The sequence below is a fragment of the Salinibacterium sp. AL4.1 genome (genome assembly GCF_059767305.1).
Genome location: NZ_JBSOQK010000001.1, coordinates 1756556 through 1782220, shown reverse-complemented (window position 1 = coordinate 1782220; position 25665 = coordinate 1756556). Strand labels below are relative to the sequence as shown.

Here is a 25665-nt window from a genome sequence, read left to right as displayed (position 1 = left end):
TGCCCTGTGGCTGTTCCTAAGATCCTTCTCTTCTACGTGTTCACGCCGCTGGCCGATCCGGAGGCTGTGCGGCTGTGGCAGCGCGACCTCTGTGAGTCCCTCGGGCTCGGCGGCCGCATCATCCTCTCCAAAGATGGCATGAATGGCACCGTCGGCGGGGAACTCAAGGATGTGAAGCGCTACGTGCGCAAGACGCGGGAGTATCCGGCGTTCAAGAACATCGACTTCAAATGGAGCGAGGGCGAAGGCAACGACTTCCCGCGCCTCAGCGTGAAGGTGCGCGACGAGATCGTCAGCTTCGGAGCTCCCGGCGAGCTGCAAGTCGATGAGAACGGCGTGGTGGGCGGCGGCACGAAGCTCAGCCCCGAAGAGCTCCACGAACTCGTGGCTCGCAAAGACGTCACCTTCTTTGACGGTCGCAACCCCATCGAGGCGGCGATCGGCAAATTCACCGATGCGATCGTTCCGGATGTCGACACCACCCGCGACTTCGTCGCCGAACTCGACAGTGGCAAGTACGACCACCTCAAGAACACGCCCGTTGTCACCTACTGCACGGGCGGCATCCGCTGCGAAGTGCTCTCCTCCCTTATGCGCAGTCGCGGATTCGGCGAGGTCTACCAACTCGACGGTGGCATCGTTCGCTACGGCGAGAAGTACGGCGACTCCGGTCTGTGGAATGGTTCGCTGTACGTCTTCGACAAGCGCATGGCCATCGACTTCACGGCCGATACGCAAGCAATTGGCGAGTGCTACCAGTGCGGCACTGCCACTAAGCGCATCGAGAACTGCCACAACAAGGCCTGCCGCGAACAGTTCGTGGTGTGCGACGAGCACGCAGCGACCACGGCCTGCTCCGAGCATCCGATCGCCAGCCTCTCCCCTGTTAAATAACGCCCGAAGTTAACATTTTCTGGTTTTCGTGGCTTTCGGGCCTAGATGAATGCGCCATGATGGGTTCATGAAGATTGGAATCCTGACCAGCGGTGGCGACTGCCCCGGGTTGAACGCGGTTATTCGCGGCGTGGTGCTCAAGGGCACCCAGGTCTACAACAAAGAGTTCGTCGGTTTCCGCGACGGCTGGCGCGGTGTCGTTGAAGGCGATGCCATGCCCCTCGAGCGCAAAGACATCCAGGGCATCTCCAAGCAGGGTGGCACCATTCTGGGCACCTCGCGCACGAACCCCTTCGAAGGCACCAACGGCGCCGAGACGGTTCGCGAAAACATGGAGCGCCTCGGCGTTGACTCCCTCATCGCCATCGGTGGCGAAGGGACCCTCGCCGCCGCCAAGCGGTTGACGGATGCCGGCATCAAGATCGTCGGCGTTCCCAAGACGGTAGACAACGACCTTTCGGCCACCGACTATACGTTCGGCTTCGACACTGCCACGCAGATCGCAACCGATGCCATGGACCGCCTGCGCACCACCGGTGACTCGCACGGCCGCTGCATGGTCGCCGAGGTTATGGGTCGCCACGTCGGCTGGATCGCGCTCCACTCGGGCATGGCTGCCGGCGCGCACGCGATCCTCATCCCCGAACAGAAGACGTCGATGGCGCAGATCGTGGAGTGGGTAAATTCTGCTCGCGACCGCGGCCGCGCTCCCCTCGTCGTTGTGGCCGAAGGCTTCACGCTCGACACGATGGATGACGCGCACTCCGAGCGTGGACTCGACGCGTTCGGTCGCCCTCGCCTCGGCGGCATCGGCGACCAGTTGGCTCCCGAAATCGAAGCCCTCACGGGCCTCGAGACGCGTTCGACCACCCTGGGTCACATCCAGCGCGGTGGAACTCCCAGCGCCTACGACCGCGTTCTCGCAACGCGCTACGGCCTCGCAGCCGTTGACGCGGTCATCCACGGCCGTTGGGGTCGCATGGTCTCCCTACGGGGAACCGAGATCACCAACGTGGCGTTCGAAGATGCCCTCGGCAAGCTAAACACGGTGCCGCAGTCGCGCTACGACGAAGCTGCGATCCTCTTCGGCTAAAACTATTCATCCAGCGCGAGTGACGCGGGCCTAGGCCTGCGCACTCGCGCTGTCTTGTTCGCGCACCACCGCCCTCGCGCCTGAGCCAGAACTCAGCCTGCGGTTCTAGGCTGACGGTATGTGGCGTGGAATCGAAGTAGTCAAGAACGAGTCCGACCCGAAAGCTCCGGCACACGTCGAGCTTTCTGAGCAGTTGGATGACAGCATCCTGATGCCAGGCGACGTCACGATCGACGTCGAGTTCTCCAGCCTTAACTACAAAGACGGCATCGCCCTCACCGGCAAGCCTGGCATTGTTCGCGCGCCCCACCTCATTGCCGGTATCGACCTTGTCGGCGTCGTCGCCGAGTCGAGCGATGAACGCTTTACCGCTGGTCAGCGCGTCCTAGTGAACGGCTGCGGCCTCAGTGAAACCCACCATGGTGGTTTCGCCGAACGGGCGCGCGTTCCCGGGGATTGGGTTGTCCCTGTGCCCGCGGGCATCAATAACCATCAGGCGGCTGCGATCGGCACCGCCGGGTTCACCGCGATGCTCTCGGTACTCGCAATCGAGCGCGGCGGAGTCTCCGGCGAGGTGCTCGTGACCGGCGCTGCGGGCGGAGTCGGCTCCGTGGCAATCGCCCTGCTGAACAAGCTCGGCTACAGCGTTACGGCATCCACGGGTCGCGAAAGCGAACACGACTACCTACGTCAGCTCGGCGCCACCACAATCATTGACCGCGCCGAACTCAGCGCGGAACCGAAAGCGCTGATGAAGCAGCGCTGGGCTGGCGCGATCGACGCCGTCGGTGGCACAACTCTGGCCTCCGCGATCGCCGCGACCGAATACGGCGGCACGGTGACCGCCTGCGGCAACGCGCAGTCGAGCGAACTGCACACGAGCGTGATGCCCTTCATTCTGCGCGGAGTGAGCCTCGTCGGCATCAACTCCGTCTTCACCCCGCGGAAGCTGCGGCTCGAAGCGTGGAGCCGGCTCGAACGAGATCTTGACCTCGGTAGCCTCGAATCGACAACCTCCACGATCGGACTGAGCAACACGATTGCAGCGGGCTCGGACATCATGGCGGGCCGCATCCGCGGTCGCACGGTTGTCGACGTGCGCGGCTAACGATCGCGCCTGTGCCAGACTTTCGAGCATGAACAGTCTCTTCGCCATTCTTGGATCAGCTTTTATCTTTCTTGCCGCTCTCGTGCACCTCATGATTTTCTTCATGGAGAGCGTGCTGTTCCACACGCCTCGCGTGCAGCAGATCTTTAGCGTGCGCGCTCAAGACGTGGATGCCGTAAAGCCGTGGGCCTATAACCAAGGCTTCTATAACGTCTTTCTCGCTCTCGGCGCCGGCACCGGCCTCGTACTCATGGGCACCGTGAGCATGTGGCCAGCCGGAATCGCCCTCGCGCTGTTCGCAGCGCTCAGTATGCTGCTCGCCGCCGTGGTCTTGATCACGTCACAGCCCAAGCAGATGGCTCGACCCGCCATCATTCAGGGCGCCCCGCCGCTGCTCGGAATTATCTTTCTCGTACTGGCGCTCAACATCGGCTAACCAGCCGCTCTCCGAACTAAACAACGCGAACCGAGGCTGCTCGCGGAACTCACCACTCCGCTAGCGGCCGAGGTACTCCGCGAGGGTATCGACGAGCGACTGGCTCGAGCGGTCCTCGGCAATGACATGAACCGTGAGTCCGGCATCCCGAGCATCGAAAGCTGTGCGCGGCCCAATACAGGCCACAATCGTGTCCTCGGGCAAGGGCGCCAATTGTTCGGCGACCTGACGGGCGACTGAGCCGGAACTCACCAGGATCGCTGAGATGCGACCGGATGCAACGTCCTCCCGCACCTTGTCGGCAACGGGGATACCGACAGTGCGGTACGCCGAGACGGCAACGACCTCATGGCCGAGAGCGCCCAAGCCATCAACCAGCGTGGTGTCAGCCAGGCTCGACTGGGGTGCGAGCACTCGCAAGCCGGGGCCGGCATCCGGCCACTCCTTGACCAGACCGCGACCGGAGTTATCGAGCTCCGGCACGAAGTCGACCCGATGCCCGGCAAGAGTCAGGGCACTAGCCGTGGTCTCACCCACGGCCGCGATCTTCGTGTTCTCGGGGATCTTTACGCCGCTCACCATCAAAACATCAACGGTGGTTGCGCTCGTGACGGCGATCCAATCGAACTGCCCATCATTGAGTTCGTGGAACGCGTTAGCGAGCGCGGGAACGTTCTCCGAGGGTGCGAAGTTGATGAGGGGTGCGATAACGGGAATTGCTGAGTGGTCCCTCAGCAACGCTGCGACGCTGTCGCCCCAATTGCCTCCGCGGGGAACGAGCACGCGCAAACCATCGAGTGCTTTGCTTGCCATGTTCCTATACTCCCCCTGTTGGGGAGTAAGACGCTAATCGAGCTAGTCGTCGTCGCTCAGAATTGCCCACGCAACTACGGCAACAACCGAGACTGCGGCGGCTGCAGCGCCAATAATCCACGGGAGCGGATTGGTCTCGTACGAGCTGCGAACGCGGGTTGCGACCTCGTCAACGCGCTTGCCGACGTTGAACTTATCTTCGATCGCGTCAAGCGTTGCTTCGAGCTCTTCGCGAGCCTGTTCGAGCTTGTCGTTGGTTTTGATGCTCATATCTTCAGACATTATGACCTCGGCTTTCGGGTGCCTTTGATGGCACGAACGTCGCTCTTAATACTTTCGATCGTCTCGGTGGGCGCTGGTGGCGTTCCCTTTTTGACGAGCGCGACGCCCACCAAAACCAGAATTGCCACGATGACCAGCAGAATGCCGGCAACAATGAGCGCTGCCGCCCACGCCGGAACTACTTCAGCAAAGCCAAGCACTGCTGCAGCGATGAGAACCATGAGAGCGAAGAGTGCGAAGAACGCAGCTCCCGCAAACAGCCCAATGCCGATGCCGGCGTTCTTGAGCTTGCCCACCATCTCGCTCTTGAGCGATTCGATTTCACCGCGAACGAGCTCGCCCAGAAGGCGGGGAACGTCAGCGATGAGTGCAGCGAGCGAACGCTTCGGTTCGCGCTGCGGGTCTGACTTCGGTGTGTCACCGTTCATGGCAGCCCCTACTTCGAGTTAGTGGACTTCGTCGTTGATGCCGAGGACGAAGACTTCTTGGCGGCAGGCTTCTTCTTGGAGGAGCTGCTCGAGGACGTCGACGACTTCGACGCGGTGCTGCTGGAGGAAGAGTCGCTGGTGCTGCTCTTGCTGGTGTTGCTCTTGCTGCTCGCAACCTGCTTGACGACCTTCTTGGCGCCGTCTGCGAGGAATTCCGCGACATCCGGGGCCTTGTCTTTCACAAAGTCTTCAGCGTTGTGACGCTGCTGCGCGATGCGCGGATCGTTCCACAGCTTGCCAGCCGTGGCCTTGATCTTCTCGTACTTTTCACGGCCTGCGCGGGTTCCGAGCACGTAGCCGATGCCGAGTCCTACTACTAGGAGGATCTTGCCCTTCATGGCGAACTCCGTTTCTATTGGCGGTTGGTTATTCCAACATACTCGCGATAGCTGCAGCCCGTGGTCAGGGTTTTCTGGTATCGCAAGTAGCCAGTTTGGAGCATATTCTCAGATAGGCATAGCCCTAGCGCCCGAACTCACACAGAGTTTGCAGTTGGGTGTCATCCGCCGTTTACCTATTCGGGGGCGGATGCTGCGGCAGCAGCCTTAGCGGCGGCAGGCAGTGCTTCGACAATCTTCGCCACCACGCCATCGTCGTGGGCAGCCGAAACGAACCACGCCTCGAACACACTCGGAGGTAGCGAGACGCCCGACTCCAACATGGAGTGGAAGAAGGGCGCGTAACGGTAGCCCTGCTGCGCCTTCACGTCGGCAAAGTTCAGCGGCGCTTCGGGCGCGAACACGAACGAGAACAGGTTGCCCGCGTGCTGCACGACGTGCTCGACTCCCTCGGCAGAGAGCGCGGCCGAGGTTTCGGTAGAGAGCGTTTCAGCAACCTGGTTGAGCCGGGAATACACGGCGTCGTCGGCGAGCCGCAGCGTAGCGAGGCCCGCGGCGACGGCAACGGGGTTTCCGCTCAGGGTACCTGCTTGATAGACGGGGCCGAGGGGAGCTAGCAACTCCATGATGCGAGCCGAACCGCCCAGAGCGGCCAACGGCATCCCGCCACCAATGACCTTGCCGAAGGTGAAGAGGTCGGGAACCCAGCGCGCCTCGGGGGCATCGGGGGTGGCGGCGGCTGCGGCGCGAGCATCCAAGCCCCAGTAGCCGGCGGGGTCAACCCGGAAGCCGGTGAGAACTTCGTCGCTGATGGCGAGGGCGCCGTGCTCGTGGGCGATGCGCACGATGGTTTCGTTGAAGCCGGGCTGCGGGGCGAGAACACCCATGTTCGCGGCGGCGGCTTCGAAGATGACGCCGGCGATGTCGTGGCCGTGTTCGGCGAACACCTGCTCAAGAGCGGCAACGTTGTTGTACTCGATCACGAGCGTTTGCGCTGCGGTCTCGGCGGTGACACCGGCAGAGCCAGGCATCGAGAGCGTCGCGAGGCCAGAACCGGCTTCGGCCAGAAGCCCGTCGGAGTGACCGTGGTAGTGCCCGGCAAACTTCACGAGCAGGCGACGACCGGTGGCACCGCGAGCCAGACGGATGGCCGTCATGGTCGCTTCGGTGCCGGTGGAGACGAGGCGCAAGCGCTCGATCGGGCTGACTCCCCCGACGCTAATGCGGGCCCGCACGAGTTCGGCGAGTTCGGTCTCGGCGGGAGTGGATGCTCCAAAGCCGAGGCCGCGCGATGCCGCCTGCTGCACGGCGTCGATCACTTCAGGATGAGCGTGGCCGAGAATGGCGGGGCCCCAGGAGTTGACGAGGTCGATGTACGACCGGCCCTCAACATCCGTCACATACGATCCGGAGGCCTTCACGTAGAAGCGAGGCGTTCCGCCGACGGAACCGAAGGCACGCACGGGCGAGTTCACGCCGCCCGGCAGCACGCCGCGAGCGCGGTCGAACGACTGCTGGTTGGTAGTGGCGCTGCTGCTGGTGCTGGTGCTGGTACTAGTGCTCATCGGCGTAGCCATTCTGCAAGTTCTGTTGCGTAGTAGGTGAGCACCGCTTCGGCGCCTGCCCTCTGGATGCTGAGTACTGATTCTTCGATAGCGCGGCGGCGGTCGATCCAGCCGTTGGCGGCGGCGGCCTCGATCATCGCGTATTCGCCGGAGACTTGGTACGCCCACACCGGCACGCTGCTGATGGCGCTGGCGTCGGCTAGCACGTCGAGAAAGCTCATGGCGGGCTTGACCATCACGACGTCGGCGCCTTCGTCGATGTCGAGTTTGACTTCGCGGATGCCTTCGCGGCGGTTGGCCGGGTTCTGTTGGTACGCACGGCGGTCGCCCTCGAGCGAGGACTGCACGGCTTCGCGGAACGGGCCGTAAAACGCCGAGGCGTATTTGGCGGCGTAACCGAGCAAGGGGGTGTCGGTGTGGCCGGCGGTGTCGAGAGCATCGCGCACTTCGGCGACTTGGCCGTCCATCATGCCGCTGAGGCCGAGCAGTTGCGAGCCTGCTTCGGCCTGCGCAACTCCCATTTTGCGATAGCGCTCAAGCGAGGCGTCGTTGTCGACGACGAGCTCAGTCACGCTAGTGACAGGGTGAGTGCGCTCGCGCAGCACCCCGCAGTGACCGTGATCAGTGAATTCGTCGAGGCAGAGGTCGGTTTGCACCACGAGGGCGTCCCCGGCCTCTTCGACGGCCGCGCGGGTGGCGACGTTGAGGATTCCGTTCGGGTCAATCGCGCCCGAGCCCTCGGCATCCTTGTGCTCAGGAACACCGAACAGCATGACGCCACCAATACCGAGCTCGGCCGCTTCGGCAATCGCACGGCGCATCGAGTCGAGCGAATGCTGCTGCACGCCCGGCATCGAACTAATCGGCACCGGTTCGCTCAAACCTTCGCGTACGAACATCGGCAAGATGAGCTGGCCGGGGTGAGTGCGGTTTTCGGCGACCAATCGACGCATCGCCGGGCTCGACCGCAAACGGCGGGGGCGGATGATCACGCCCGCGCTCCCGTGAGGTCCCCGGCGCCCTGCGACAGAAGTTCGTCGGCGACCCGCTGGGCTGCCTCGCGCGCCGGGTCCTCGACATCGTTGACGTACAGCGCGTGCGAGCTGGTGAGGTAACGGGAGCCATCGAGGGCATAGACCCGCGCATCCAAGAAGATGAGGCCGTCGTCGATCACGGCGTGCGCTCCCAGGGGAGCCGAGCATCCGGCGTCGAGGAAAGCGAGAACGTAGCGTTCGGCCTCAGTCTTGGTGCGGCTGGGCTTGTGGTCGAGAACCTTGACGAGCTTCTCGTCGCCGTCGCGAACTTCGATGGCGAGTGCACCTTGACCGGGCGCAGTGGGCCAGCCCGAGATACCGAGGTACTCGGTAATGGCAGCGGCACGACCAGCGCGGGCAAGGCCGGCGGCGGCGAGGATGACGGCATCCAGCTCACCGTTCGTCACCTTGTCGAGACGCGAATCGATGTTGCCGCGAATATCGACAACTTCAAGGTCGGGGCGTCGCGAACGCAGTTGCGCTTGACGACGCGGCGAACCGGTGCCGACGCGAGCGCCCGCCGGAAGAGTGTCGAGCGTCATCTCGTCGCGAGCACACAGCACGTCGCGCTCGTCGGCGCGCTTAGGCACCGCCGCAATCGTGAGGCCGGGCACATTGGCGGTCGGCAAGTCTTTCAGCGAGTGAACGACAACGTCGCACTCACCGGCAAGCAGTGCTTCGCGAAGCGCGTTCGCGAACACACCCTGGCCACCGATAGTGGAGAGCGATTCGGTGGAACGGTCGCCCTGAGTGGAGATCGGGATGATCTCCGTCTCAACGCCGGTCTTGCTTTCGAGCTGGCGTGCCACCGTGGTGGTCTGCGCCATGGCGAGAGTGCTTCCTCGCGTGCCGATTCGGATGACGGTCACGGTGCTACCCCCGCGGCTGCGGGCTTAAAGCCGAGCCGCACATTCTCACAGCACCCGGGACGACACACGTCGTACCAGGGGCCGAGCTTGGTCAGTGCGGGGCGATCTGCCACCGGCACTCCGTCCCGGCGCTCCAACACGAGGTCAACAAGACCCGTGACGAACGCCGGATGCACGCCAGGCGTCGGAACGCGGACGGCAAACATGTTGTGCCCTCCCGCAGTTTCGAGCGCCTCCGTGTCGAGATCCCACTTCACTTCCATGTGGTCGGAGATGAAGCCGACCGGAACAATAACGACCGCTTCAATGCCGTCGGCGGCGAGCGCGTCAATCGCATCGTTGATGTCGGGCTCGAGCCACGGCATCGAGGGCGGGCCACTGCGTGATTGGTACACGAGGCTGTGGGCCGGAAGCGGAGCCTCGGGCGAATCGACAGCCTGCGCCGCCATGACAACTTCGGAGACAGCGAGGTGCTGCGCGGCGTACGCGCCACCCTCGCCGAAGCCGCGCGACTCGGGGCCGCTCTTGGCGGCATCCGTCGAGGGGATGGAGTGAGTGGCGAAGAGTACGTGCGTCTTCTCGGGCGCGATGCCCTGAGCCGCTACCTTCGCGAGGCCGTCGCGAACACCGTCGATGAACGGCTGAACGAAACCGGGGTGATCGAAGAACTGGCGAACCTTGTCGATCTGGATCGTGCCTTCGAGACCGGTCTGCTCGAGCGCGATCGCGTAGTCTTCGCGATACTGACGGCAGCTGGAGTACGAGCTGTAGGCGCTCGTACCCACGGCGATGAGCTTCTTGTAGCCACGTTCGTTGGCTTCGGTGAGCGCATCACTCAAGTAGGGGTTCCAGTTGCGGTTTCCCCAAATGACCGGAAGGTCGATACCGCGGCGAGCAAGCTCTGCTTCGAGAGCGGCCTTCAGTTCGCGGTTCTGGTCGTTGATGGGGCTGACGCCACCGAAGGCGCGGTAGTGGTGCGCGACCTCTTCGAGGCGTTCTTCGGGGATGCCGCGGCCGCGCGTGACGTTGCGCAGGAACGGGATGACGTCGTCTTGGCCCTCGGGGCCGCCAAAGCTTGCGAGCAGAATGGCGTCGTAGGCCACCGCTTCTTCCACGTGTTCGGGGCCGGATGCTGCGGCATCCGTTGCTCCCAGAATGCGAGTCACGACAGCACCTCCGCAATCTCGTCGAGCGTGATGCGTCGGCCCGTGTAGAACGGCACCTCTTCGCGCACGTGCATTCGCGCATCCGTCTGGCGCAAGTGACGCATGAGGTCGACAAGGTCAACGAGTTCGGGAGCTTCGAGCGCGAGCATCCACTCGTAGTCGCCGAGCGCAAAGCTGGCAACGGTGTTGGCGAGAACCTGCGGCATCTCGGAGCCCTTAATGCCGTGGTCGCGAAGCATCTTGCTTCGCTCCGCTTCGGGCAGGATGTACCACTCGTAGCTGCGCACGAAGGGGTAAATGGTGAGCCAGGCTTCGGGCTCCTTGCCGCGCATGAACGCGGGCATGTGGCTCTTCGAGAACTCGGCGTCGCGGTGCACACCCATGGCGTTCCACGTGGGAAGCAGCGCCGCGAGGGGTTCGCTGCGGCGGAGTTCACGCAGGGCCCACTGGATGTCTTCGGGATTGTTGCCGTGCAGCCAGACCATGAGGTCGGCATCGGCACGCATTCCCGACACGTCGTAGAAGCCACGAACGGTGACTCCACGAGCTTCGACCGCCGCAACGGCGGGAGCGAGATCGCCCGGCCCAGCGGGACGGTGCGGATCGCGACGGAACACCGCCCAGAGGGTGTATCCCAAAACTTCGGCGGGCTTCTCGACGTCAGTCATGTCTTCCATTCTCTCCCTTGCCTTCTGGGCAAACTGGGAGAATACCTGTGAGTTAGGTGAACCTAACTAGCTTACCTCGTTGGCTGCCTGGCTCGGCTCGTCGCCGGCCGCGGCAGCCTCGTCGTCAGCGGGACCATCGGCCGCGAGCGCCAACAGCCGATCCGCCGCAGCGTTCGCGTGCGTGACAATGCCCGCCAACCCGGTGCCCCCGACGGTTTCGCCCACGACGACCACGCCATCCGTGCGTTCAGCCGGGGCCAACGGTGCGGGGCGAGTCCACTCCCGACGAGCGAAATCGATGACCGCTTCTGCGGGAAGCGAGACGCCCAAGAGAACTTCGGCATCGCGGCGAGCAACCTCGGCCAGGTCACCGGCGGGCTCTTCGTTGTACGAGAGGCGCACCACGTGACGGGCCTCTGCCTGCTCCTTGAGCCACTGCCACTTGGCCGTCGCGTGCGTAAGCGCGCGAGCGGAAACCTTTGTGCAGCCGGGCGCGACGAGCACTCCCGAGCCGCGTGGTTCGGCATCCAACTCCGGCGCATCGAGCACGAGAGTCGCGAGCGTGACCGTGCGACCACGAACCGGCGCGAGGATGCCGGGAGCAGCCACGATGACCGTGCCGTCGAGGTCGGCGAGCGCCTCAGCACTCTCGATGCGGCGCTCGAACTCGACGATGACGCCGTACGTCGTGAGGTCGGCCGCGAGCTCGGCAACCAAGCGGTTGATGCCACCCCGGATGCCCTGAACCGCGGTTCCGGCCGGCATCGCGTGGCGCATCGAACGCACCGCTGCCGCCAGCGAACCGTGCAGGGCGAGGCGCTCCTTGAGGGTGGCCACGCGCTCGAGCGGCAAGTCGTTGGGGTGCAGCGAGTACACGCCGTGCACGACGGGAGCGACGAGCTTCTCCACGACGGCCTTGCCCATGCGGCGACGCACAAGCGCCCCGAGAGACACGTCAGTGCGCTTGCCGAACCACGGAATGAGTGAATCGAGTTGAGCGCGAAAAGCGCCGCCTAAACCGATTACTGCGATGGTGTCTTTGTCGAGCGGCGTCGCCGGGATGCCGAGAATGCCGGTGGCGGGCAATGGCAGGGCCGGGCCATCCACGGGCTGCAGCCACGCACCCTCGTCACCCGGAGACACGATGTCATCGCCCAGGCCCAGCTCGCGAGCGAGGTCGGCAACAGTATTGCCGCGGGTGGCGAAGCTTTCGGCTCCGGCATCCAGATTGAGGCCGCCGACGAGGTGGGATGCCACGGTGCCGCCGAGATGATCGCTCGCCTCAATAAGACGCACGGTTCGCCCCGCCATTGCGAGGCGACGCGCCACAACGAGTCCGGCGATGCCGCCGCCAACGACGGTGAATTCTGTCGTGCTCACGGCACTAACCTTCCTGGTGAACGAGCTCCACGATCTTGGTGAGCACGTCCGGATCGGTGTCGGGGCCCACTCCGTGGCCGAGGTTCACGACGTGCGAGGGAGCGACGCGGCCGCGGCTCATGACGTCGCGCACGTGTGCTTCGAGCACATGCCACGGGGCACCAAGAAGAGCGGGGTCGATGTTGCCCTGAAGCGGAACGCCGCCGCCGAGGCGACGGTCGGCCTCGTCGAGCGGGATACGCCAGTCGACGCCCATGACGTCGGCGCCGATCGAGTGCATGGCCTGCAGCACTTCGCCGCTCCCGACACCGAAGTGAACCTTGGGTACGTCGTAGCCGCGCAAGTGTGAAAGCGCGCGCTTAGAGTGCGGGGCAACCCGGCGCACGTACTGCTGCTCTGAGAGCGAACCGACCCACGAGTCGAAGAGCTGAGCGGCCGAGGCGCCCGCTTCGATCTGTGCCTTCAAGAATTCCCCCGCGATGTCGGCGCACCAGTTGAGCAGCGTGGCCCAGGTCTGCGGGTCGGAGTACATGAGCGTGCGAGCACGCTGCTGGTCTTTACTCGGGCCACCCTCGACCATGTACGACGCGAGAGTGAAGGGTGCTCCAGCGAAACCAATGAGCGGAGTCGTGCCCAACTGAGCAACGGTTTGTGCGACAGCCTCGCGGATGGGCGCAAATGCCGCAGGGTCGATGGGGTGCAGCTTGGCGACATCCGCCGCTGTGCGCACGGGGTTCGCAAAGACCGGGCCGCGGCCAGGAACGATCTCGACCTCAACTCCGGCGAGCTTGGCCGGAATCACGATGTCGCTAAAGAAGATGGCGGCGTCGACGTTGTGGCGACGCACGGGCTGCATCGTGATCTCGCTCGCGAGGTCGGGCGTGAGGCACGCTTCGAGCATCTCGTTGCCTTCGCGCAGTTTGCGGTACTCGGGAAGCGAGCGACCGGCCTGGCGCATGAACCAGACGGGAGTGGTTTCGGGGCGATCACCGCGGTAGGCCCGGATGATAGGCGAGTTAGCTGTGCGGCCGTCGAGAAGAGGGTGGTCAGTATTCAGGGTCACGGGGTTAACATTAGGTTGTGCTCCTGTGTCTTAGCTCGAATCATCGCAACGCGAGCTTAGACGTACTCGAAAGTCTGTCTGAGGTCGCCGCTGCGGCCACCAACGACCTCGTTTCGACGAATGACTTCGTTGCCGGCGCCGTTCTCGTTGCCACCTGCAACCGCTTCGAGGCCTACCTCGATGTTGAAGAACCCCTCACTGCTGGGTCGGCCATCACCGTGTGCTCGCTTCTCGAGTCGCTCAGTGAACGCACCGGCCTCAGCGTCGACACTCTCCACTCCTCTATCGCCGTTCATGAGGGTGCGGATGCCGCAGCTCACCTCTTTGCGGTGACCTCGGGTCTTGAGTCCGTCGTGATCGGTGAGGCCGAAATCTCTGGTCAAGTCAGCCGTGCTCTGGATCAGGCCCGCAAGGATGGCACCACGACCCGCGACCTCGAGCGCCTCTTTCAGCGCGCAACGCACACGAGCCGCGGCATCAAGAACAACACGGCCATCGGCGGGGCAGGCAAGTCTCTTGTGCGCCTCGCTCTCGAACTGGCCTCCAGCCGCGTTGCCGACTGGTCGACCGCGAGCGTTCTTGTCGTGGGCACCGGCCGCTACGCCGTCACCACCGTCAACGCGCTGCGCGACAAGGGCGCTCTCGACCTGCGCGTCTTCTCCCCCTCGGGCCGCGACGCCGCGTTCGCTCTCAAGCACGGGCTTACCCCCAGCGAAGACTTCGACGTTGACGTCATCGTCACGTGTACCGCGAGCGCCGTTCTCGGCACCGAACGATTCGCAGCCGCCAGCAAGTGCCTCGTGCTCGACCTCGGCCTCCCCCGCAACGTCGACCCCGCCGTGGGTCAGCTCAACGGCGTTGACCTGCTCGACCTCGAAACCATCAGCCTGCACGCGCCACTCGAAGAACTGAACGCGCATGCGGATGCTCGCGACCTGGTGCGCACGGCCGCCCACGAATTCGCTGCCGAAAGCCAGGCGGAGCCAGCCATCGTTGCTCTTCGCAAGCACCACTTCGCCCTCCTTGAAGCGGAGATCGCTCGCGCCACCGCCCGCGGAGCTGGCGACGAAACCATCTCCGCGCTGCGCCACCTCGGCGGCGTTCTGCTGCACGGCCCGTCAGTGCGTGCTCGCGAGTTTGCGGCGGAAGGCCGCGTCGCAGAGTTCGATGCTGCGCTCTCCGCGCTCTACAACATCCCGGTAGAGAGGTCGGCTCAGTCGACGGATGCTCGCGCTCGACCACACTCGGCCTAACTGCCTGCCATCACTACCCACAACGACGAGGGTCTCCGATGAAACCGTATGACTCACTCGCTCCGATCGTCACCGAACGTCTCGTGCTGCGTCGCCTTACTCTGAGCGATAACGACATCGATGACCTGCACGCGCAGCAGTCGAACACCGAGCTCACGACCTACATGCTGTACGACCCCCGCGACCGCGCGACGGTCATCGAGAAGATTCGCGAGTGGACGGGCAACGAAGTTCTCTCTGCCACCGACGACTACCTGCAGCTGGCCATCGATTTGCCGGATGCCGTTCCCCCGACCGCGGTGGATGGTACAGCCACCACAGACACCAGCACCACTTCCGCCACCGCCTCCCCCGGAGCCGCGACCACACCGCCCGCGGCACGCCGCAACGTGATGATCGGCACGCTGTATTTCAAGCTCACCAACGCCGAACAATCGACCGCGGAAATCGGCTGGGCGCTGCATCCGAATTTTCAGGGCACGGGCTATGCCCGGGAGGCAGCATCCGCACTCCTCGATGTTGCTTTCGGCGAGATGGAGCTGCACCGGGTGACCGCGCTCCTCGACCCGCGCAACGGCGACTCCATTCGGTTGTGCGAAGCCTTGGGCATGCGACGAGAGGCTCACTTCGTCGAGGATCTGTGGTTCCGCGGCGCCTGGGAAGACACCTACAGCTACGGAATTCTGGCTCGCGAATGGGCTTCTCTCCCGCGCCGCTAAACAGAAACAGCATGGCGCGGAGCCTCTCAGCTCTCCGCAAAGATGCCTGAAAACGTCGCATTTTGCGAGAAAAACTTACACCCACTTACGGGGACAGACAGAACGTTCTGGTGCAGTTTTCCGGGGGTCTTGTCAACATGTCCCCCCGAGTGGGGACTCGCCAATGCCTGCAAGGCCAAAGAGTCTAAATACAGCGCGGTACAACCCGACCCGTACCGCCGCTGTCTCAGTGCCTCGTTTCTGGCACTTCTCTGCACTCCAACCAACCGAAGTGGATCTATGTCTGAGCATGTCGTTTTGTTCGCCGGCCCGATGGGCTCCGGCAAGACGACCGCAATTCGCAGTCTGAGCGAGATCGACGTGGTGTCCACCGAGGCTACCAACACTGATCGCGCCACCGCAGATAAAGAGACCACTACCGTGGCTCTCGACTACGGCGAGATCACGCTCGACGATGTCACGAAGGTGCGTCTCTACGGAGTTCCGGGGCAGAAACGCTTCGACTTCATGTGGTCAATTTTGGCTGGCCGCGCACGTGGTCTACTGCTGCTGATCAACAATGATGCGCCCGACTCCGTCAACCTGCTCATTGAGTACCTCAGCGACTTCCGTGAGCTTCACGAACGCGGTGCCGTGATCATCGGCGTCACCAAGTCTGATGTTGCCTCCACACCGACAGTCGCCGAGTATTCGGCCGCGCTCACGGCTGCTGTTCCCGAACAACTGATTCCCGTGTTCACCGTCGACCCCCGCAACGCTGAAGAGATGCGCACGCTGCTCTTGAGTCTGGTTGCCAGCGTCGAAATGCGTGAACTCCTCGCCGCCGCCCCAGGAAAGATCTGATGAACCAGCCCATCGCACCCGCTGCCGCCGTCCCTTCGCACCTCAACCCTGTGCACATCGACGCCGGCAACCGCACCCTCGCCGAAATGCAAGACCTCGCGAGCTCGCTCACCTTTGCAGCAATGCTCACCGACGACGGCTTCGAAATTGTGCACCTCAACGGCGCCCACACCGACGGCGGTCGTTTCGCTAGCATGTCCAGCTCGGTGCAAGCCCTCAGCGACGCTGTCGCCCACGAACTGAAAATCGGCACGAACGAATACGTGATCATCGCGTCTGAGCTCGGCCACGTCATCCAACTGCGCGTACAGGGTCACCCCATCGTTCTCGCAGCTCTGTTCGACACCCACGAAACTTTGGGCAAAGGCCTCTCGATCGCGCGCATCGCCGCGCGACGCATGGCCGAGCTCATCGCGTAACCACGCACCGCTAGAAGTAACACCAAACCCGACACCATAAACGGAGAACACAATGTCAAACATCACCGAAACCCTCACCGCTCTTCTCGACACCGATGGCGCCATGGCAGCCGCCGTTGTCGACAGTGGCTCGGGCATGCTCCTCGGAAGCGCTGGAAGCGGCATCGACCTCGACGCAGCAGCAGCCGGCAACACCGAGGTAGTGCGCGCCAAGCTCAAGACCATGAAGGCACTGGGCCTCAGCGACTCCATCGATGACATCCTCATCACGCTGTCGAGCCAGTACCACATCATTCGCCCGCTGACCTCGAACCCTGAGGTCTTCATCTACTTCGTACTCGACAAGGCGAAGTCGAACCTCGCCCTTGCTCGCATCAACGCCAAGTCTGCAGACTCGAGCTTGAGCCTCTAAATAACTTCAGCTGTGGCGGTCACATGTTGACCGCCACAGTGGGTTAACCGCCCAGAAAGATTCACTATGACCGACGGCACCGACGTTCCCGCAGGGTGGTACCGCGACCCTCTGGGTGGCGAGCACCTCCGTTGGTGGGATGCGAACTCCTGGACTGAGCACATCGCCCAACTCGATAGCTCACCCCAGCCACCCACCTCGTCAGTGAATGGCACAACCAATTCCTTCGATGCCGCGTCAACCGCGCGCGCGCCCGAAGTCATGATCATTCACCCGTCGTCGAGCAAGCGCAGCGGGCGCTCCAATGGAGCGACCTCCACCGCGTCACAGGCAACACGCACCGGTGCCTCGGATGACAGCGGCACCGTTATCGAGGAGCCCACCCGGGCCAGCATCAAAGCTGCAGCCGCGGCGGCCGCCGCCGAGGAACCTCGCAATTCGGGATTCTCTGACATCGCCCTGACCGCGGAGACCTGGAACAAACTCAACCGCGCCATCACCGACGCGGTGAACTCGCCCACTGAGCCTCTCGTTGAACTGCGCTTCTCCGATGCACCCACGCTGGTCATCGACCCGCGCGGTTGCGCGTATTGGTGGGCAGACTCTATCGAGAACCTCGCCACGGCATCCACCGACGGCGACGTCGAAACTGTCCCACGCCCGCTCGGAATTCATCAGGATGAGGCGGGCCGCGACTGGGAGCCCCTCGTCTGGCTTATTGGTACTCACGCCCAGCCCGATTCCTTCGATCCGCTGAGCCTTTCAGGCGCTCGCTTCAAGCTGCGCCGCTGGCCCAACCTGACGACGCTGAACCACACGACCGAGCAAATGGGCATGACGGCAATGCTCGGCGCCGCCTTCTTGACCGTCACCGAATTGGCGTCTCTCGCCAAGGTCGAGGTCGACGATGCTCGCCGACTCATCTCCACGTTCGAGCTGATGGGCCTGTTGACTCACACCGTCGACACCATTGCCGACGATGCTCGCCAGCCAATGGCCACCCAGCCTGCAAAAGAGAGCATTTTCTCTCGTTTGAAAACTCGCTTCAGCCGCTAACCACAAGTGTCGCGCCGCGTACGTCGCGCCGCGTCGCAATAGCGCGCTTAGTGCACGTACTCCATGAGATCGAGTCCGAAGGTGCGCAGAGCTTCGATCACTTGCAGCCGCGAGTGCATGCTCTTGTCATCGAACTGAATGGATGCCGCATAAGCGACAGCGCGCCGGTTGCCGCGTAGCGCTCCGGCTTCCGCTCGCACGCCTCGGTCGATGCCGGTTTTGTTCACCAGCAGCGTGTTGTGGTCGGCACCGCGGTGAGCGAGTGGATCAAGCCCAAACGCGCTCGAGACCAACGACAGGTCGGTGTTGAGCGAGAGCCAGCCGAGTACGCGCTGACTCGCGATCGCGTTCACAATTTCGCCGCGCGCTAGGGCACCGAACAACCAACTGAGTTCCACCGCAGATCCGACGGAAAGTTGCGGGGCATCGTCGGGACCGCGGGTATCACGCACGAGGTCAAGCAGTGCCGTTTTGGTCAGGCCGAGGGATTCGGTACGAGCTCGCACAGCATCCAGCCCGATCAGGCGAAGCAGGATGTTCGTTGCCAAGTTGTCGCTTGTTGCCCCTACCAGGGCAGCAAGGTCGGCGACGGGCAGCGATGGTGCCTGCAAGTGTTGCCACAGGCCGGCGGCGCCCACGGATGCTCCAGGGACCTTGTCGAGGATGCCGTAGGGCGCAAAGTCGCTGTCTTCGAAGCGGGCAGAAACTTCGATCAGCAGCAGAATCTTGCCGATGCTGGCCGTGGGTAGCGCGACGCGATCGTCGATGCTGAGCACGGTGCGACCGCTGTTGATGTCGACGGCGCTGGCAGACACGCGAATGCTGCGATCAGCGAGCCGCAGTTTTCCAAGCGCGGCAAAGGTGCTGGTGAAGTTGGGTTCTTCTCCAGTTCCGGCGTGTTTCGCAACTCGGGGGGTGCGAATGCGACTCCGGCGTTCTCGGGTTTGCTCGATCTCTACCAAATAGTGACGCGATCTTTCGGGTCCAGCCACAACGAATCGGATTTCGTCACACCAAATGTCTCATAGAACGCATCAAGATTGCGAACAATTTGGTTACATCGGAACTCATTGGGCGAATGTGGGTCGATCGCGAGGAGACGGATGACTTCTTCGTCGCGCCCCTTCTGCTGCCAGGCCTGCGCCCACGACATGAAGAAGCGCTGCGCGCCGGTGAGACCGTCAATGACGGGGGCTTCGGCGCCGTTGAGGGAGAGTTGGTAGGCCTTCCACGCAATCGCGAGCCCACCGAGGTCACCGATGTTCTCGCCAATCGTCAGCGATCCGTTGACGTGGTGATCGGGAACCTGAGCAGGCGCCAGAGCGTTGTACTGGTCAATAAGCGACTTGGTGCGCTCTTCGAAAGCGGCCTTGTCTTCGGGAGTCCACCAGTCGATGAGTCGACCGTCGCCGTCGTACTTCGCGCCCTGATCATCGAAGCCGTGCCCGATTTCGTGACCGATAACCGCACCGATAGCGGCGTAGTTAGCAGCGTCATCCCGACCCTCATCAAAGAACGGGTACTGCAGGATGGCGGCCGGGAAGACGATCTCATTGAAACCGGGGTTGTAATAGGCGTTGATGGTTTGCGGCGTCATGAACCACTCGTCGCGGTCGAGCTCTTTGCCAATCTTGCCGAGTTCGCGCTGGAACTCGAACTCGTTAGCGGCCCGCACGTTGCCGGCGAGGTCATCCGCGCTGATCTCCAGTGTTGAGTAGTCGCGCCACTTGTCGGGGAACCCGATCTTGGGGGTGAACTTGTCGAGCTTCTCAAGCGCACGCTGCTGCGTGGTGGGCGTCATCCAGTCGAGACCGTTAATCGACTGGCGGTAGGCCTCGACCAGGTTGGCGACAAGAATGTCCATGGCCGACTTGGCGGTAGGCGGGAAGTGGCGCTCAACGTAAATCTTGCCGACGGCCTCGCCGAGCACGCCCTCTACGAGCGAGACACCGCGCTTCCAGCGAGCACGAAGTTCGGGAGTTCCCGAAAGTGTGCGGCCATAGAAATCGAAGTTAGCTTCTACGAAATCCCCCGACAGGTACGCAGCGTTGTTGCGGATGACCTGCCACGCCAGCCAGTCACTCCAGGCCTGCAGGTGGTCGTCGCTCAAGATCGCCTCAAGCCCCTCCACGAAGCTGGGCTGGCGCACAACGACCTCGTCGAAAGCGTGGGCTGGAACATCGATGGCGTCGAGCCAGACGTTCAAGTCAATGGAACCCGTGAGCTCGTTAGCAGCCTGCCACGTCATCGGGTTGTAGGTCTTTTCGCTGTCGCGGTTGGCGACGTTATCCCAGTGCTTCGACGCGATCTCGGTCTCGAGCGCGACGATGCGGGCGGCCCGCTCGGCGGGAGCGTCGAGGCCGGCGAGCGTGAGCATCCGCTCAATGAAGGTTTCGTACTTGGAGAGAATTTCGGCGAACTTCTCGTCGCGGTAGTACGACTCATCGGGAAGGCCAAGGCCCCCCTGCTCGAGGAAGACGAGATAGCGCTCCGGGTTGCCGGGATCGTTGTCAACGAAAAGCTGGAAGAAGCCGCTCGTGCCGCCGCGTTCGAGGCGACCGAGCGTGCTGAGCAGGGTGGGGATGGAGTCGACGGCAGCGGCCTCCGCGAGCGGCGCCGCTATGGGTGTGGCACCGAGTTCATCAGCCCGAGCTTCGTCGAGAAAACTCGCGTACAGGTCACCGACCTTGCGGGCTTCGGTGCCGGACTCAGCCGACTGCGACTCAATAATAATGTCGCGAACCGCCTCTTCAGCCTCTTCAGCGAGCACCATGAAGGAGCCATAGCGCGCCTTGTCGGAAGGGATCTCGGTGCGGTCGATCCACGCGCCGTTCACATGGCGAAAAAGGTCGTCTTGAGGGCGCACCTTTTCATCAAGATCGTTGACGGCAATTCCGGATGACAATGACGATTCGGCACTCATGCCATCCAGCCTAGAGCGTTCTTCCTATGCACGAGCCGCGAATCTCAGACCGGTGGATAGCCCTACACTTAACTGATGACAGCCCCTGACTCGGCCGCCACACCACCATCTCTTCCCCACGGCCTCACCAGCCGCAACGTGCTTTCGTGGCGCAATGCGATCGCGACGCTGTTCGCGCTCGCTGGCTTTTCGTTTGCCAGTTGGGTGGGCCGCATCCCGACGGTGCGAGATGCTTTCGATGCCAGCCATTCGGAGATTGGCATCCTGCTTTTTGGGCTCGCGATCGGATCGTTGCTCGGGCTCGTCGTTGCAGGCAAGCTCGTCGAACGGTTAGGCGCCAAGATTGTTGTGCGGGCCTGCGTCGTGCTGTTCGTGGCATCCCTTGCCGCCACCGCAATCATCATTGGTGTGATTGGCAGCTTCTTTGGGGCGGTGATTTCGCTCGCCGTATTTGGCCTCGCATTCAGCACTTACGACGTCGCGATCAACCTGTCGGGTACGGCAAACGAGCGCCTGCTCGGCCGTTCGAGCATGCCGACCTTGCACGGCTTCTACAGTCTCGGAACGATGGCGGGCGCCGGCTTTGGTGCTGCGGCGGAGGCACTAAGCGTTCCCCTCGCCACTCACCTCGTGATCGTCTCCGCGATCGTGCTGATCACCGCGCTGATCGTATCTGCGTTCATCCTGCCCGAACGGCTCGCTGACCCGCCGCTCAATACCGTCGAAATCAAGGTCGCTGCTGGGGAAATGGAAGCCCCGAAGCTGAAGAGCGTCTGGCTCGAGCCCCGCACCATCCTCATCGGCATCATTGTGCTCGGCATGGCCTTCGCTGAAGGCTCCGCGATCGACTGGCTCGCTCTCGCCATGGTCGACGGTTACGAAATCTCCAACGCCTTCGGCACTCTGATCTTCGGCGTCTTCGTGACGGCAATGACGGCAACTCGCTTCTTTGGCGTTCGCGCCCTCGACCGCTTCGGTCGCGTTCCCGTGCTGCGGACATCCGCTGGCCTTGCCGCTGCAGGTTTGTTGCTCGTCATCTTCTCGCCGGCTGTCTGGCTCGCCGTAATCGGCACCGCGCTCTGGGGTGCGGGTGCCGCGCTCGGTTTCCCCGTGGGCATCTCCGCCGCTGCGGATGACCCCAAGCGCGCCACTGCCAGGGTCACCGCCGTGGCAACCATTGCCTACGCCTCGACGCTGATCGGACCGCCGATGATCGGCGTTCTCAGTGACCAGGTCGGCGTACTGCACGCTCTGCTGCTGATCGTGGTTCTTGCGATCATCTCGGGGCTGCTATCGCCCTACGCCCGCGAACTGGCAGGTCGCCACGCGTACCCGTACGTCGACTTCTCGTCGCCGGGTCCGACATCCGCTGCCGTCACTATGGCCACGACCGAAATGCACTTCGTCATCACGCCCGAGCAGATCGAAGAGGCGCAGCGCGAGAACGAACGTCGAGGTCTGGGCCGGTTCAAGCGCAAGCGCCCCGGCGGGAAGTAGCACCGGGCGGCTCCCTCGATGATTCTCGGGTGCCTACTTCGTTTGATTCGGATGCGCCGTGTGAACAGCGACTAGGTTCACAGTTTTGTCCTCAACATAAAACCAAATGCGCGCGCCATTTTTGAGTTCGTACTGCCATTGGTCGTGGCTTCTACCTGCACGCACCACTACCGCTAGATCGCCCTTGAGCGGATGGCACGTGCCATCGATTCTCTGCGGATCGCGCGTGAGACGATCCCACGCATCGACAACCGTATTGAGTTGGGTCGCACGAACGTCACGCCAGCCCTTTTCGGCGGAAGCAGTCGCAAAAACGATCCCGTACTCAGCTCTCTTGATCGGTCGCGGCACCGATTGATTCTTAGGGCTCAAGTCGCGCGCGGGTCGGCGACTTCAGCCGCGACATCGAGCCAGTCGTTGGTCGTGTTTCGCAGCCCAGCCGCGTAGGCCTCGGCAGTGCCACGCCAGCCGTTCAGCGTGCCGAGGAAAAGGTTGTGTTGTTTGAGCGAGAAGCACGCCCGCGCCGACGCAACAAGCTCGTCCGCAAAAAGTGCACGCTCGTTCTCTGAAAGCGCCGCTGCCCATGGGAAAGCGTCGGTTAGTCGTTGAGCAAAAACTTCTGGATCGACCATGACTGCTACCCCAATAAGCGAAGCAGCTGCGGATAAGACCTGATCGGTTTCGTCTGCCGCCGCTTTGGAAGTAAGCACCAACGGCTCAGCGTCACGCCGCGTCACCAAGACGGGGCCGCTCTCCGCAGCACGAAAAACCTCGGCAGAGTTGCGCGACAGCTCCGACGACTGCACTTGAGAGGTAACCGCAGGCCGCGGTGTGGCGATTGACATAACTCCATTATTCCGAACACGTTCTGAATTGGCAACTCTACGGCTCGAATTCTCAGTAATGCCGACTGCAAAAATAAGTCACTAATGCTCACGGCTGCGCTCTTAGGCTAGAGGCGTGTTCGAACCCATCGCACCCCATTCGCACGGCTGGCTGAGCCGCCCCGATGGAGCGCGCTTGTTTTGGGAGGAATCCGGCAACCCACGCGGGCAGGCAGCGCTCTACCTCCACGGTGGCCCCGGCAGCGGGCTCGGCCCCGGAGGCTACCGGCGACGCTTCGACCCCACAGCGTATCGAATCATCGGGCTCGATCAGCGTGGCTGCGGGCAGAGTACCCCGCTCGCCATCGACGAACTCGATTCGCTCGATATCAACACCACTCAAGCGCTCATCGCCGACCTCGAAGCCTTGCGCGAGCACCTCGGTGTAGCTACATGGGTTCTGCACGGGGTCTCGTGGGGCTGCACGTTAGCGATGGCGTACGCGCTCGAGCATCCGGACAGAGTGCTCGGTCTGGTGCTCGTCGCTGTCACCACCGGCTCGCGCGAAGAAATCGAGTGGATCACCGACGGCGTTGGCACGATCTTCCCTGAGGCGTGGGCGCAGTTCAGTTCAGCAGCACGCGAGGGAGAGCGCCCAGTCGCTGCCTATGCGCGGCTTTTGCGAGACGAGGATCCGCAGGTTCGAGCTCACGCGGCTCACGCGTGGGAAACCTGGGAGAGCACCCACATATCGCTGGATCCTCATTGGGCGCCCGGCCCGCTGTTCGACAACGATCGTGACCGGGAAAACTTCGCCACCCTCGTGACTCACTATTGGGCGAACGACTGTTTTCTCGGCGGCGCCTCGCGAATCCACGATCGCATCTCAGAGCTCGCGGGGATTCCTGCGACTCTGATTCACGGTCGCCACGACATCAGCGGGCCCGTCAGCACCCCTTGGCGCCTTCACCACAGCTGGCCGAGCAGTGAACTTATCGTTGTCGAAGACGAAGGGCATGGTGGGCCCCGCGAGATGGAGTGCGCCGCCGCCGCTCTCTCGAAGCTGATCTCATCGGCTGATGATCCCGCCTCCGGTCAGCTACCGTAGGACGGTGCGACTTGTCATAGCCAAATGCTCCGTTGATTACGCCGGACGCCTCAGTGCCCATCTGCCCCTCGCGACGCGACTGCTGTTGCTGAAGGCTGACGGCAGTGTGCTCGTGCACTCCGATGCGCTCTCGTACAAGCCGCTCAACTGGATGAGCCCGCCCTGCGTGCTCTCCACTCTTGAACCCGAAGCCGAGCAGTCGGATGCCGGAGTCACCGAGATCTGGAAAGTCGCCCACACTAAGTCGGCCGACATGCTCATCGTCTCGATTCACGAAATCCTGCACGACTCAAGCCACGAACTAGGCGTCGACCCCGGACTGCAAAAGGACGGTGTCGAGGCTCACCTGCAGAAGCTGCTGGCCGAGCACATCGACATTCTGGGTGACGGCTACCGCCTCGTTCGCCGCGAATACATGACCGCCATCGGGCCGGTCGATATTCTCGCGACCGATGAGAAGGGCGCGAGCGTCGCCGTGGAGCTCAAGCGCCGCGGCGATATCGATGGCGTGGAGCAGCTGACGCGCTACCTCGAGCTGATGAACCGCGACCCGCTGCTGGCTCCGGTCACCGGCATCTTTGCAGCCCAGGAAATCAAGCCGCAGGCACGCACGCTCGCGAAGGATCGCGGCATCCGCTGTGTGCTGTTGGATTACGACGAGATGCGCGGCCTCGACGACCCCAACATGCGGTTGTTCTAGTCTTCCGGCGGTTGTTCTAGTGTTCAGGCACACGGCCTAGGCTGGTAGCGATGGCTACTAATTGGACTTGCATTCTCGTTGACCTTGACGGCACGATCGCTGACTCAGCGCCCGGAATTACGGCGTCTCTCGCGTTCATGTTTGAGGAAATGGGCCACCCCGTTCCCTCCGCTGAAGAACTGCGCGCCTACGTTGGCCCGCCCATCGTTGACTCGTTCCGCGACCGCGCCGGGTTCACTCCCGTTGAAGCAGCGCAGGCGCTCTCGATTTACCGCCGCCACTACATGGAGGGCAACAACGCCAACGGAAGCGACATCTTCCCCGGCATGCCCGAGGTGCTGAAGACGCTGCACGCGACCGGGATTCCGCTGTCGCTGGCGACCTCGAAGCCGGAGTTTCCGGCATCCGTGATTCTGGATCACGCGAACCTCACGCAGTACTTCCGCGTGATGGCCGGTGCTTCGATTGATGAGATCCGTAGCGCCAAGAAGGATGTCGTGGCCGAGGCGCTCAACCGCCTGAAGATGATCGGTGCCGACGTGAGCAATCCGGTCATGATCGGTGACCGCTTCTACGACATCGAGGGCGCGGCCGAGCACAACATCCCCACGATTTATGTTGACTGGGGCTACGGCAACCCCGGCGAAGCCGAGGGATCGCTCGCGGTGGTGTCGAAGGCAGAAGAGTTGCTGCCGCTGCTGCTTCCTAGCTAGC

Annotated in this window: 28 protein-coding genes; 14 read left to right on the top strand and 14 right to left on the bottom strand. The window is 62.9% G+C overall.

What is annotated here, in order from left to right; translation table 11 throughout:
* Positions 1-6: 6 nt before the first annotated feature.
* The 4 genes from trhO (at position 7) to ACWTV3_RS08645 (ending at position 3531) form a co-directional block, all read left to right on the top strand.
* Positions 7-894, top strand: coding sequence for an oxygen-dependent tRNA uridine(34) hydroxylase TrhO (trhO, locus tag ACWTV3_RS08660; protein WP_498477782.1), 888 nt, complete (start codon positions 7-9; stop codon positions 892-894).
* Positions 895-961: 67 nt separating this feature from the next.
* Positions 962-1987 (top strand): 6-phosphofructokinase, encoded by a 1026-nt coding sequence (locus ACWTV3_RS08655; protein WP_498477781.1) that lies wholly within the window; start codon positions 962-964, stop codon positions 1985-1987.
* A 118-nt stretch (positions 1988-2105) separates the two neighbouring features.
* A complete protein-coding gene (locus ACWTV3_RS08650) occupies positions 2106-3095 on the top strand; it encodes an MDR family oxidoreductase (RefSeq protein WP_498477780.1) in 990 nt (329 codons plus the stop codon).
* Positions 3096-3123: 28 nt separating this feature from the next.
* Entirely contained in the window at positions 3124-3531 is a 408-nt protein-coding gene (locus tag ACWTV3_RS08645; RefSeq protein WP_498477779.1) for a DUF1304 domain-containing protein, read from the top strand.
* Positions 3532-3591: 60 nt separating this feature from the next.
* On the opposite strand, the gene ACWTV3_RS08640 is transcribed toward ACWTV3_RS08645, so the two are convergent.
* The 11 genes from ACWTV3_RS08640 to hemE form a co-directional block, all read right to left on the bottom strand.
* A complete protein-coding gene (locus ACWTV3_RS08640; RefSeq protein ID WP_498477778.1) occupies positions 3592-4344 on the bottom strand; it encodes a uroporphyrinogen-III synthase in 753 nt (250 codons plus the stop codon).
* A 42-nt stretch (positions 4345-4386) separates the two neighbouring features.
* Positions 4387-4614, bottom strand: a complete 228-nt coding sequence (locus ACWTV3_RS08635) for a DUF3618 domain-containing protein (protein ID WP_498477777.1) — start codon at positions 4612-4614, stop codon at positions 4387-4389.
* Between the two features lie 11 nt (positions 4615-4625).
* Positions 4626-5054, bottom strand: coding sequence for a phage holin family protein (locus tag ACWTV3_RS08630; RefSeq protein ID WP_100387720.1), 429 nt, complete (start codon positions 5052-5054; stop codon positions 4626-4628).
* Between the two features lie 8 nt (positions 5055-5062).
* The gene (locus ACWTV3_RS08625; RefSeq protein ID WP_498477776.1) at positions 5063-5452 is read right to left on the bottom strand and encodes a YtxH domain-containing protein; all 390 of its coding nucleotides are present in this window, start codon (positions 5450-5452) and stop codon (positions 5063-5065) included.
* A gap of 176 nt (positions 5453-5628) precedes the next feature.
* Complete coding sequence (gene hemL / locus ACWTV3_RS08620; RefSeq protein ID WP_498477775.1) at positions 5629-7017, bottom strand: glutamate-1-semialdehyde 2,1-aminomutase; 1389 nt, start codon at positions 7015-7017, stop codon at positions 5629-5631.
* Positions 7014-8009, bottom strand: a complete 996-nt coding sequence (gene hemB, locus ACWTV3_RS08615; RefSeq protein ID WP_498477774.1) for a porphobilinogen synthase — start codon at positions 8007-8009, stop codon at positions 7014-7016. The genes hemL and hemB overlap by 4 nt, the downstream gene beginning before the upstream one ends.
* Positions 8006-8920 (bottom strand): hydroxymethylbilane synthase, encoded by a 915-nt coding sequence (gene hemC / locus ACWTV3_RS08610; RefSeq protein ID WP_498477773.1) that lies wholly within the window; start codon positions 8918-8920, stop codon positions 8006-8008. Before hemC ends, hemB begins: the two co-directional genes overlap by 4 nt.
* Entirely contained in the window at positions 8917-10086 is a 1170-nt protein-coding gene (locus ACWTV3_RS08605; protein WP_498477772.1) for a ferrochelatase, read from the bottom strand. Before ACWTV3_RS08605 ends, hemC begins: the two co-directional genes overlap by 4 nt.
* A complete protein-coding gene (gene hemQ / locus ACWTV3_RS08600) occupies positions 10083-10763 on the bottom strand; it encodes a hydrogen peroxide-dependent heme synthase (protein ID WP_498477771.1) in 681 nt (226 codons plus the stop codon). Before hemQ ends, ACWTV3_RS08605 begins: the two co-directional genes overlap by 4 nt.
* Before the next feature lie 57 nt (positions 10764-10820).
* Positions 10821-12134, bottom strand: coding sequence for a protoporphyrinogen/coproporphyrinogen oxidase (locus ACWTV3_RS08595; protein ID WP_498477770.1), 1314 nt, complete (start codon positions 12132-12134; stop codon positions 10821-10823).
* 4 nt (positions 12135-12138) lie between these two features.
* Positions 12139-13197, bottom strand: a complete 1059-nt coding sequence (gene hemE, locus ACWTV3_RS08590; RefSeq protein WP_498477769.1) for a uroporphyrinogen decarboxylase — start codon at positions 13195-13197, stop codon at positions 12139-12141.
* A 17-nt stretch (positions 13198-13214) separates the two neighbouring features.
* On the opposite strand from hemE, the gene ACWTV3_RS08585 reads away from it, so the two are divergent.
* From ACWTV3_RS08585 to ACWTV3_RS08560, 6 genes are all read left to right on the top strand, one after another.
* Positions 13215-14450: a glutamyl-tRNA reductase gene (locus tag ACWTV3_RS08585; RefSeq protein ID WP_498477768.1), complete on the top strand. Its 1236-nt coding sequence runs from the start codon at positions 13215-13217 to the stop codon at positions 14448-14450.
* Positions 14451-14488: 38 nt separating this feature from the next.
* On the top strand, positions 14489-15169 hold the full coding sequence (locus ACWTV3_RS08580) for a GNAT family N-acetyltransferase (protein ID WP_498477767.1): 681 nt from the start codon (positions 14489-14491) through the stop codon (positions 15167-15169).
* A gap of 279 nt (positions 15170-15448) precedes the next feature.
* Positions 15449-16012: a GTP-binding protein gene (locus ACWTV3_RS08575; RefSeq protein WP_498477766.1), complete on the top strand. Its 564-nt coding sequence runs from the start codon at positions 15449-15451 to the stop codon at positions 16010-16012.
* Positions 16012-16431: a roadblock/LC7 domain-containing protein gene (locus ACWTV3_RS08570; RefSeq protein WP_498477765.1), complete on the top strand. Its 420-nt coding sequence runs from the start codon at positions 16012-16014 to the stop codon at positions 16429-16431. Before ACWTV3_RS08575 ends, ACWTV3_RS08570 begins: the two co-directional genes overlap by 1 nt.
* Positions 16432-16483: 52 nt before the next feature.
* Positions 16484-16843, top strand: coding sequence for a hypothetical protein (locus ACWTV3_RS08565; protein ID WP_498477764.1), 360 nt, complete (start codon positions 16484-16486; stop codon positions 16841-16843).
* Between the two features lie 66 nt (positions 16844-16909).
* Positions 16910-17899 carry a DUF2510 domain-containing protein gene (locus tag ACWTV3_RS08560; RefSeq protein WP_498477763.1) on the top strand — a complete coding sequence of 330 codons (990 nt, stop codon included), beginning with the start codon at positions 16910-16912 and terminating at the stop codon, positions 17897-17899.
* A gap of 47 nt (positions 17900-17946) precedes the next feature.
* Here the strand turns inward: ACWTV3_RS08560 and ACWTV3_RS08555 are convergent, their stop codons facing one another.
* Both ACWTV3_RS08555 and ACWTV3_RS08550 read right to left on the bottom strand, forming a co-directional pair.
* Complete coding sequence (locus tag ACWTV3_RS08555; protein ID WP_498477762.1) at positions 17947-18861, bottom strand: serine hydrolase; 915 nt, start codon at positions 18859-18861, stop codon at positions 17947-17949.
* Positions 18855-20822 (bottom strand): M13 family metallopeptidase, encoded by a 1968-nt coding sequence (locus tag ACWTV3_RS08550; protein WP_498477761.1) that lies wholly within the window; start codon positions 20820-20822, stop codon positions 18855-18857. The genes ACWTV3_RS08555 and ACWTV3_RS08550 overlap by 7 nt, the downstream gene beginning before the upstream one ends.
* 75 nt (positions 20823-20897) lie before the next feature.
* On the opposite strand from ACWTV3_RS08550, the gene ACWTV3_RS08545 reads away from it, so the two are divergent.
* A complete protein-coding gene (locus ACWTV3_RS08545; protein WP_498477760.1) occupies positions 20898-22319 on the top strand; it encodes an MFS transporter in 1422 nt (473 codons plus the stop codon).
* A 368-nt stretch (positions 22320-22687) separates the two neighbouring features.
* On the opposite strand, the gene ACWTV3_RS08540 is transcribed toward ACWTV3_RS08545, so the two are convergent.
* Positions 22688-23164 (bottom strand): hypothetical protein, encoded by a 477-nt coding sequence (locus tag ACWTV3_RS08540; protein WP_498477759.1) that lies wholly within the window; start codon positions 23162-23164, stop codon positions 22688-22690.
* Between the two features lie 115 nt (positions 23165-23279).
* Between ACWTV3_RS08540 and ACWTV3_RS08535 the strand changes: the two genes are divergently transcribed.
* The 3 genes from ACWTV3_RS08535 to ACWTV3_RS08525 are packed head-to-tail and all read left to right on the top strand — an operon-like array spanning position 23280 to position 25664.
* The gene (locus tag ACWTV3_RS08535) at positions 23280-24251 is read left to right on the top strand and encodes an alpha/beta fold hydrolase (RefSeq protein ID WP_498477758.1); all 972 of its coding nucleotides are present in this window, start codon (positions 23280-23282) and stop codon (positions 24249-24251) included.
* Positions 24252-24255: 4 nt separating this feature from the next.
* A complete protein-coding gene (gene nucS / locus ACWTV3_RS08530; protein WP_197156429.1) occupies positions 24256-24951 on the top strand; it encodes an endonuclease NucS in 696 nt (231 codons plus the stop codon).
* A gap of 50 nt (positions 24952-25001) precedes the next feature.
* Positions 25002-25664: an HAD hydrolase-like protein gene (locus tag ACWTV3_RS08525; protein ID WP_498477757.1), complete on the top strand. Its 663-nt coding sequence runs from the start codon at positions 25002-25004 to the stop codon at positions 25662-25664.
* Position 25665 lies beyond the last annotated feature (1 nt).

Bases quoted from the DNA above. Each gene is read 5' to 3' on its own strand.
- ACWTV3_RS08655 (WP_498477781.1), top strand. From the start codon at position 962: ATGAAGATTGGAATCCTGACCAGCGGTGGCGACTGCCCCGGGTTGAAC.
- ACWTV3_RS08650 (WP_498477780.1), top strand. From the start codon at position 2,106: ATGTGGCGTGGAATCGAAGTAGTCAAGAACGAGTCCGACCCGAAAGCT.
- ACWTV3_RS08645 (WP_498477779.1), top strand. From the start codon at position 3,124: ATGAACAGTCTCTTCGCCATTCTTGGATCAGCTTTTATCTTTCTTGCC.
- ACWTV3_RS08640 (WP_498477778.1), bottom strand. From the start codon at position 4,344: ATGGCAAGCAAAGCACTCGATGGTTTGCGCGTGCTCGTTCCCCGCGGA.
- ACWTV3_RS08635 (WP_498477777.1), bottom strand. From the start codon at position 4,614: ATGAGCATCAAAACCAACGACAAGCTCGAACAGGCTCGCGAAGAGCTC.
- ACWTV3_RS08630 (WP_100387720.1), bottom strand. From the start codon at position 5,054: ATGAACGGTGACACACCGAAGTCAGACCCGCAGCGCGAACCGAAGCGT.
- ACWTV3_RS08625 (WP_498477776.1), bottom strand. From the start codon at position 5,452: ATGAAGGGCAAGATCCTCCTAGTAGTAGGACTCGGCATCGGCTACGTG.
- hemL (WP_498477775.1), bottom strand. From the start codon at position 7,017: ATGAGCACTAGTACCAGCACCAGCACCAGCAGCAGCGCCACTACCAAC.
- hemQ (WP_498477771.1), bottom strand. From the start codon at position 10,763: ATGGAAGACATGACTGACGTCGAGAAGCCCGCCGAAGTTTTGGGATAC.
- ACWTV3_RS08580 (WP_498477767.1), top strand. From the start codon at position 14,489: ATGAAACCGTATGACTCACTCGCTCCGATCGTCACCGAACGTCTCGTG.
- ACWTV3_RS08575 (WP_498477766.1), top strand. From the start codon at position 15,449: ATGTCTGAGCATGTCGTTTTGTTCGCCGGCCCGATGGGCTCCGGCAAG.
- ACWTV3_RS08570 (WP_498477765.1), top strand. From the start codon at position 16,012: ATGAACCAGCCCATCGCACCCGCTGCCGCCGTCCCTTCGCACCTCAAC.
- ACWTV3_RS08565 (WP_498477764.1), top strand. From the start codon at position 16,484: ATGTCAAACATCACCGAAACCCTCACCGCTCTTCTCGACACCGATGGC.
- ACWTV3_RS08560 (WP_498477763.1), top strand. From the start codon at position 16,910: ATGACCGACGGCACCGACGTTCCCGCAGGGTGGTACCGCGACCCTCTG.
- ACWTV3_RS08550 (WP_498477761.1), bottom strand. From the start codon at position 20,822: ATGAGTGCCGAATCGTCATTGTCATCCGGAATTGCCGTCAACGATCTT.
- ACWTV3_RS08545 (WP_498477760.1), top strand. From the start codon at position 20,898: ATGACAGCCCCTGACTCGGCCGCCACACCACCATCTCTTCCCCACGGC.
- ACWTV3_RS08540 (WP_498477759.1), bottom strand. From the start codon at position 23,164: ATGTCAATCGCCACACCGCGGCCTGCGGTTACCTCTCAAGTGCAGTCG.
- ACWTV3_RS08525 (WP_498477757.1), top strand. From the start codon at position 25,002: ATGGCTACTAATTGGACTTGCATTCTCGTTGACCTTGACGGCACGATC.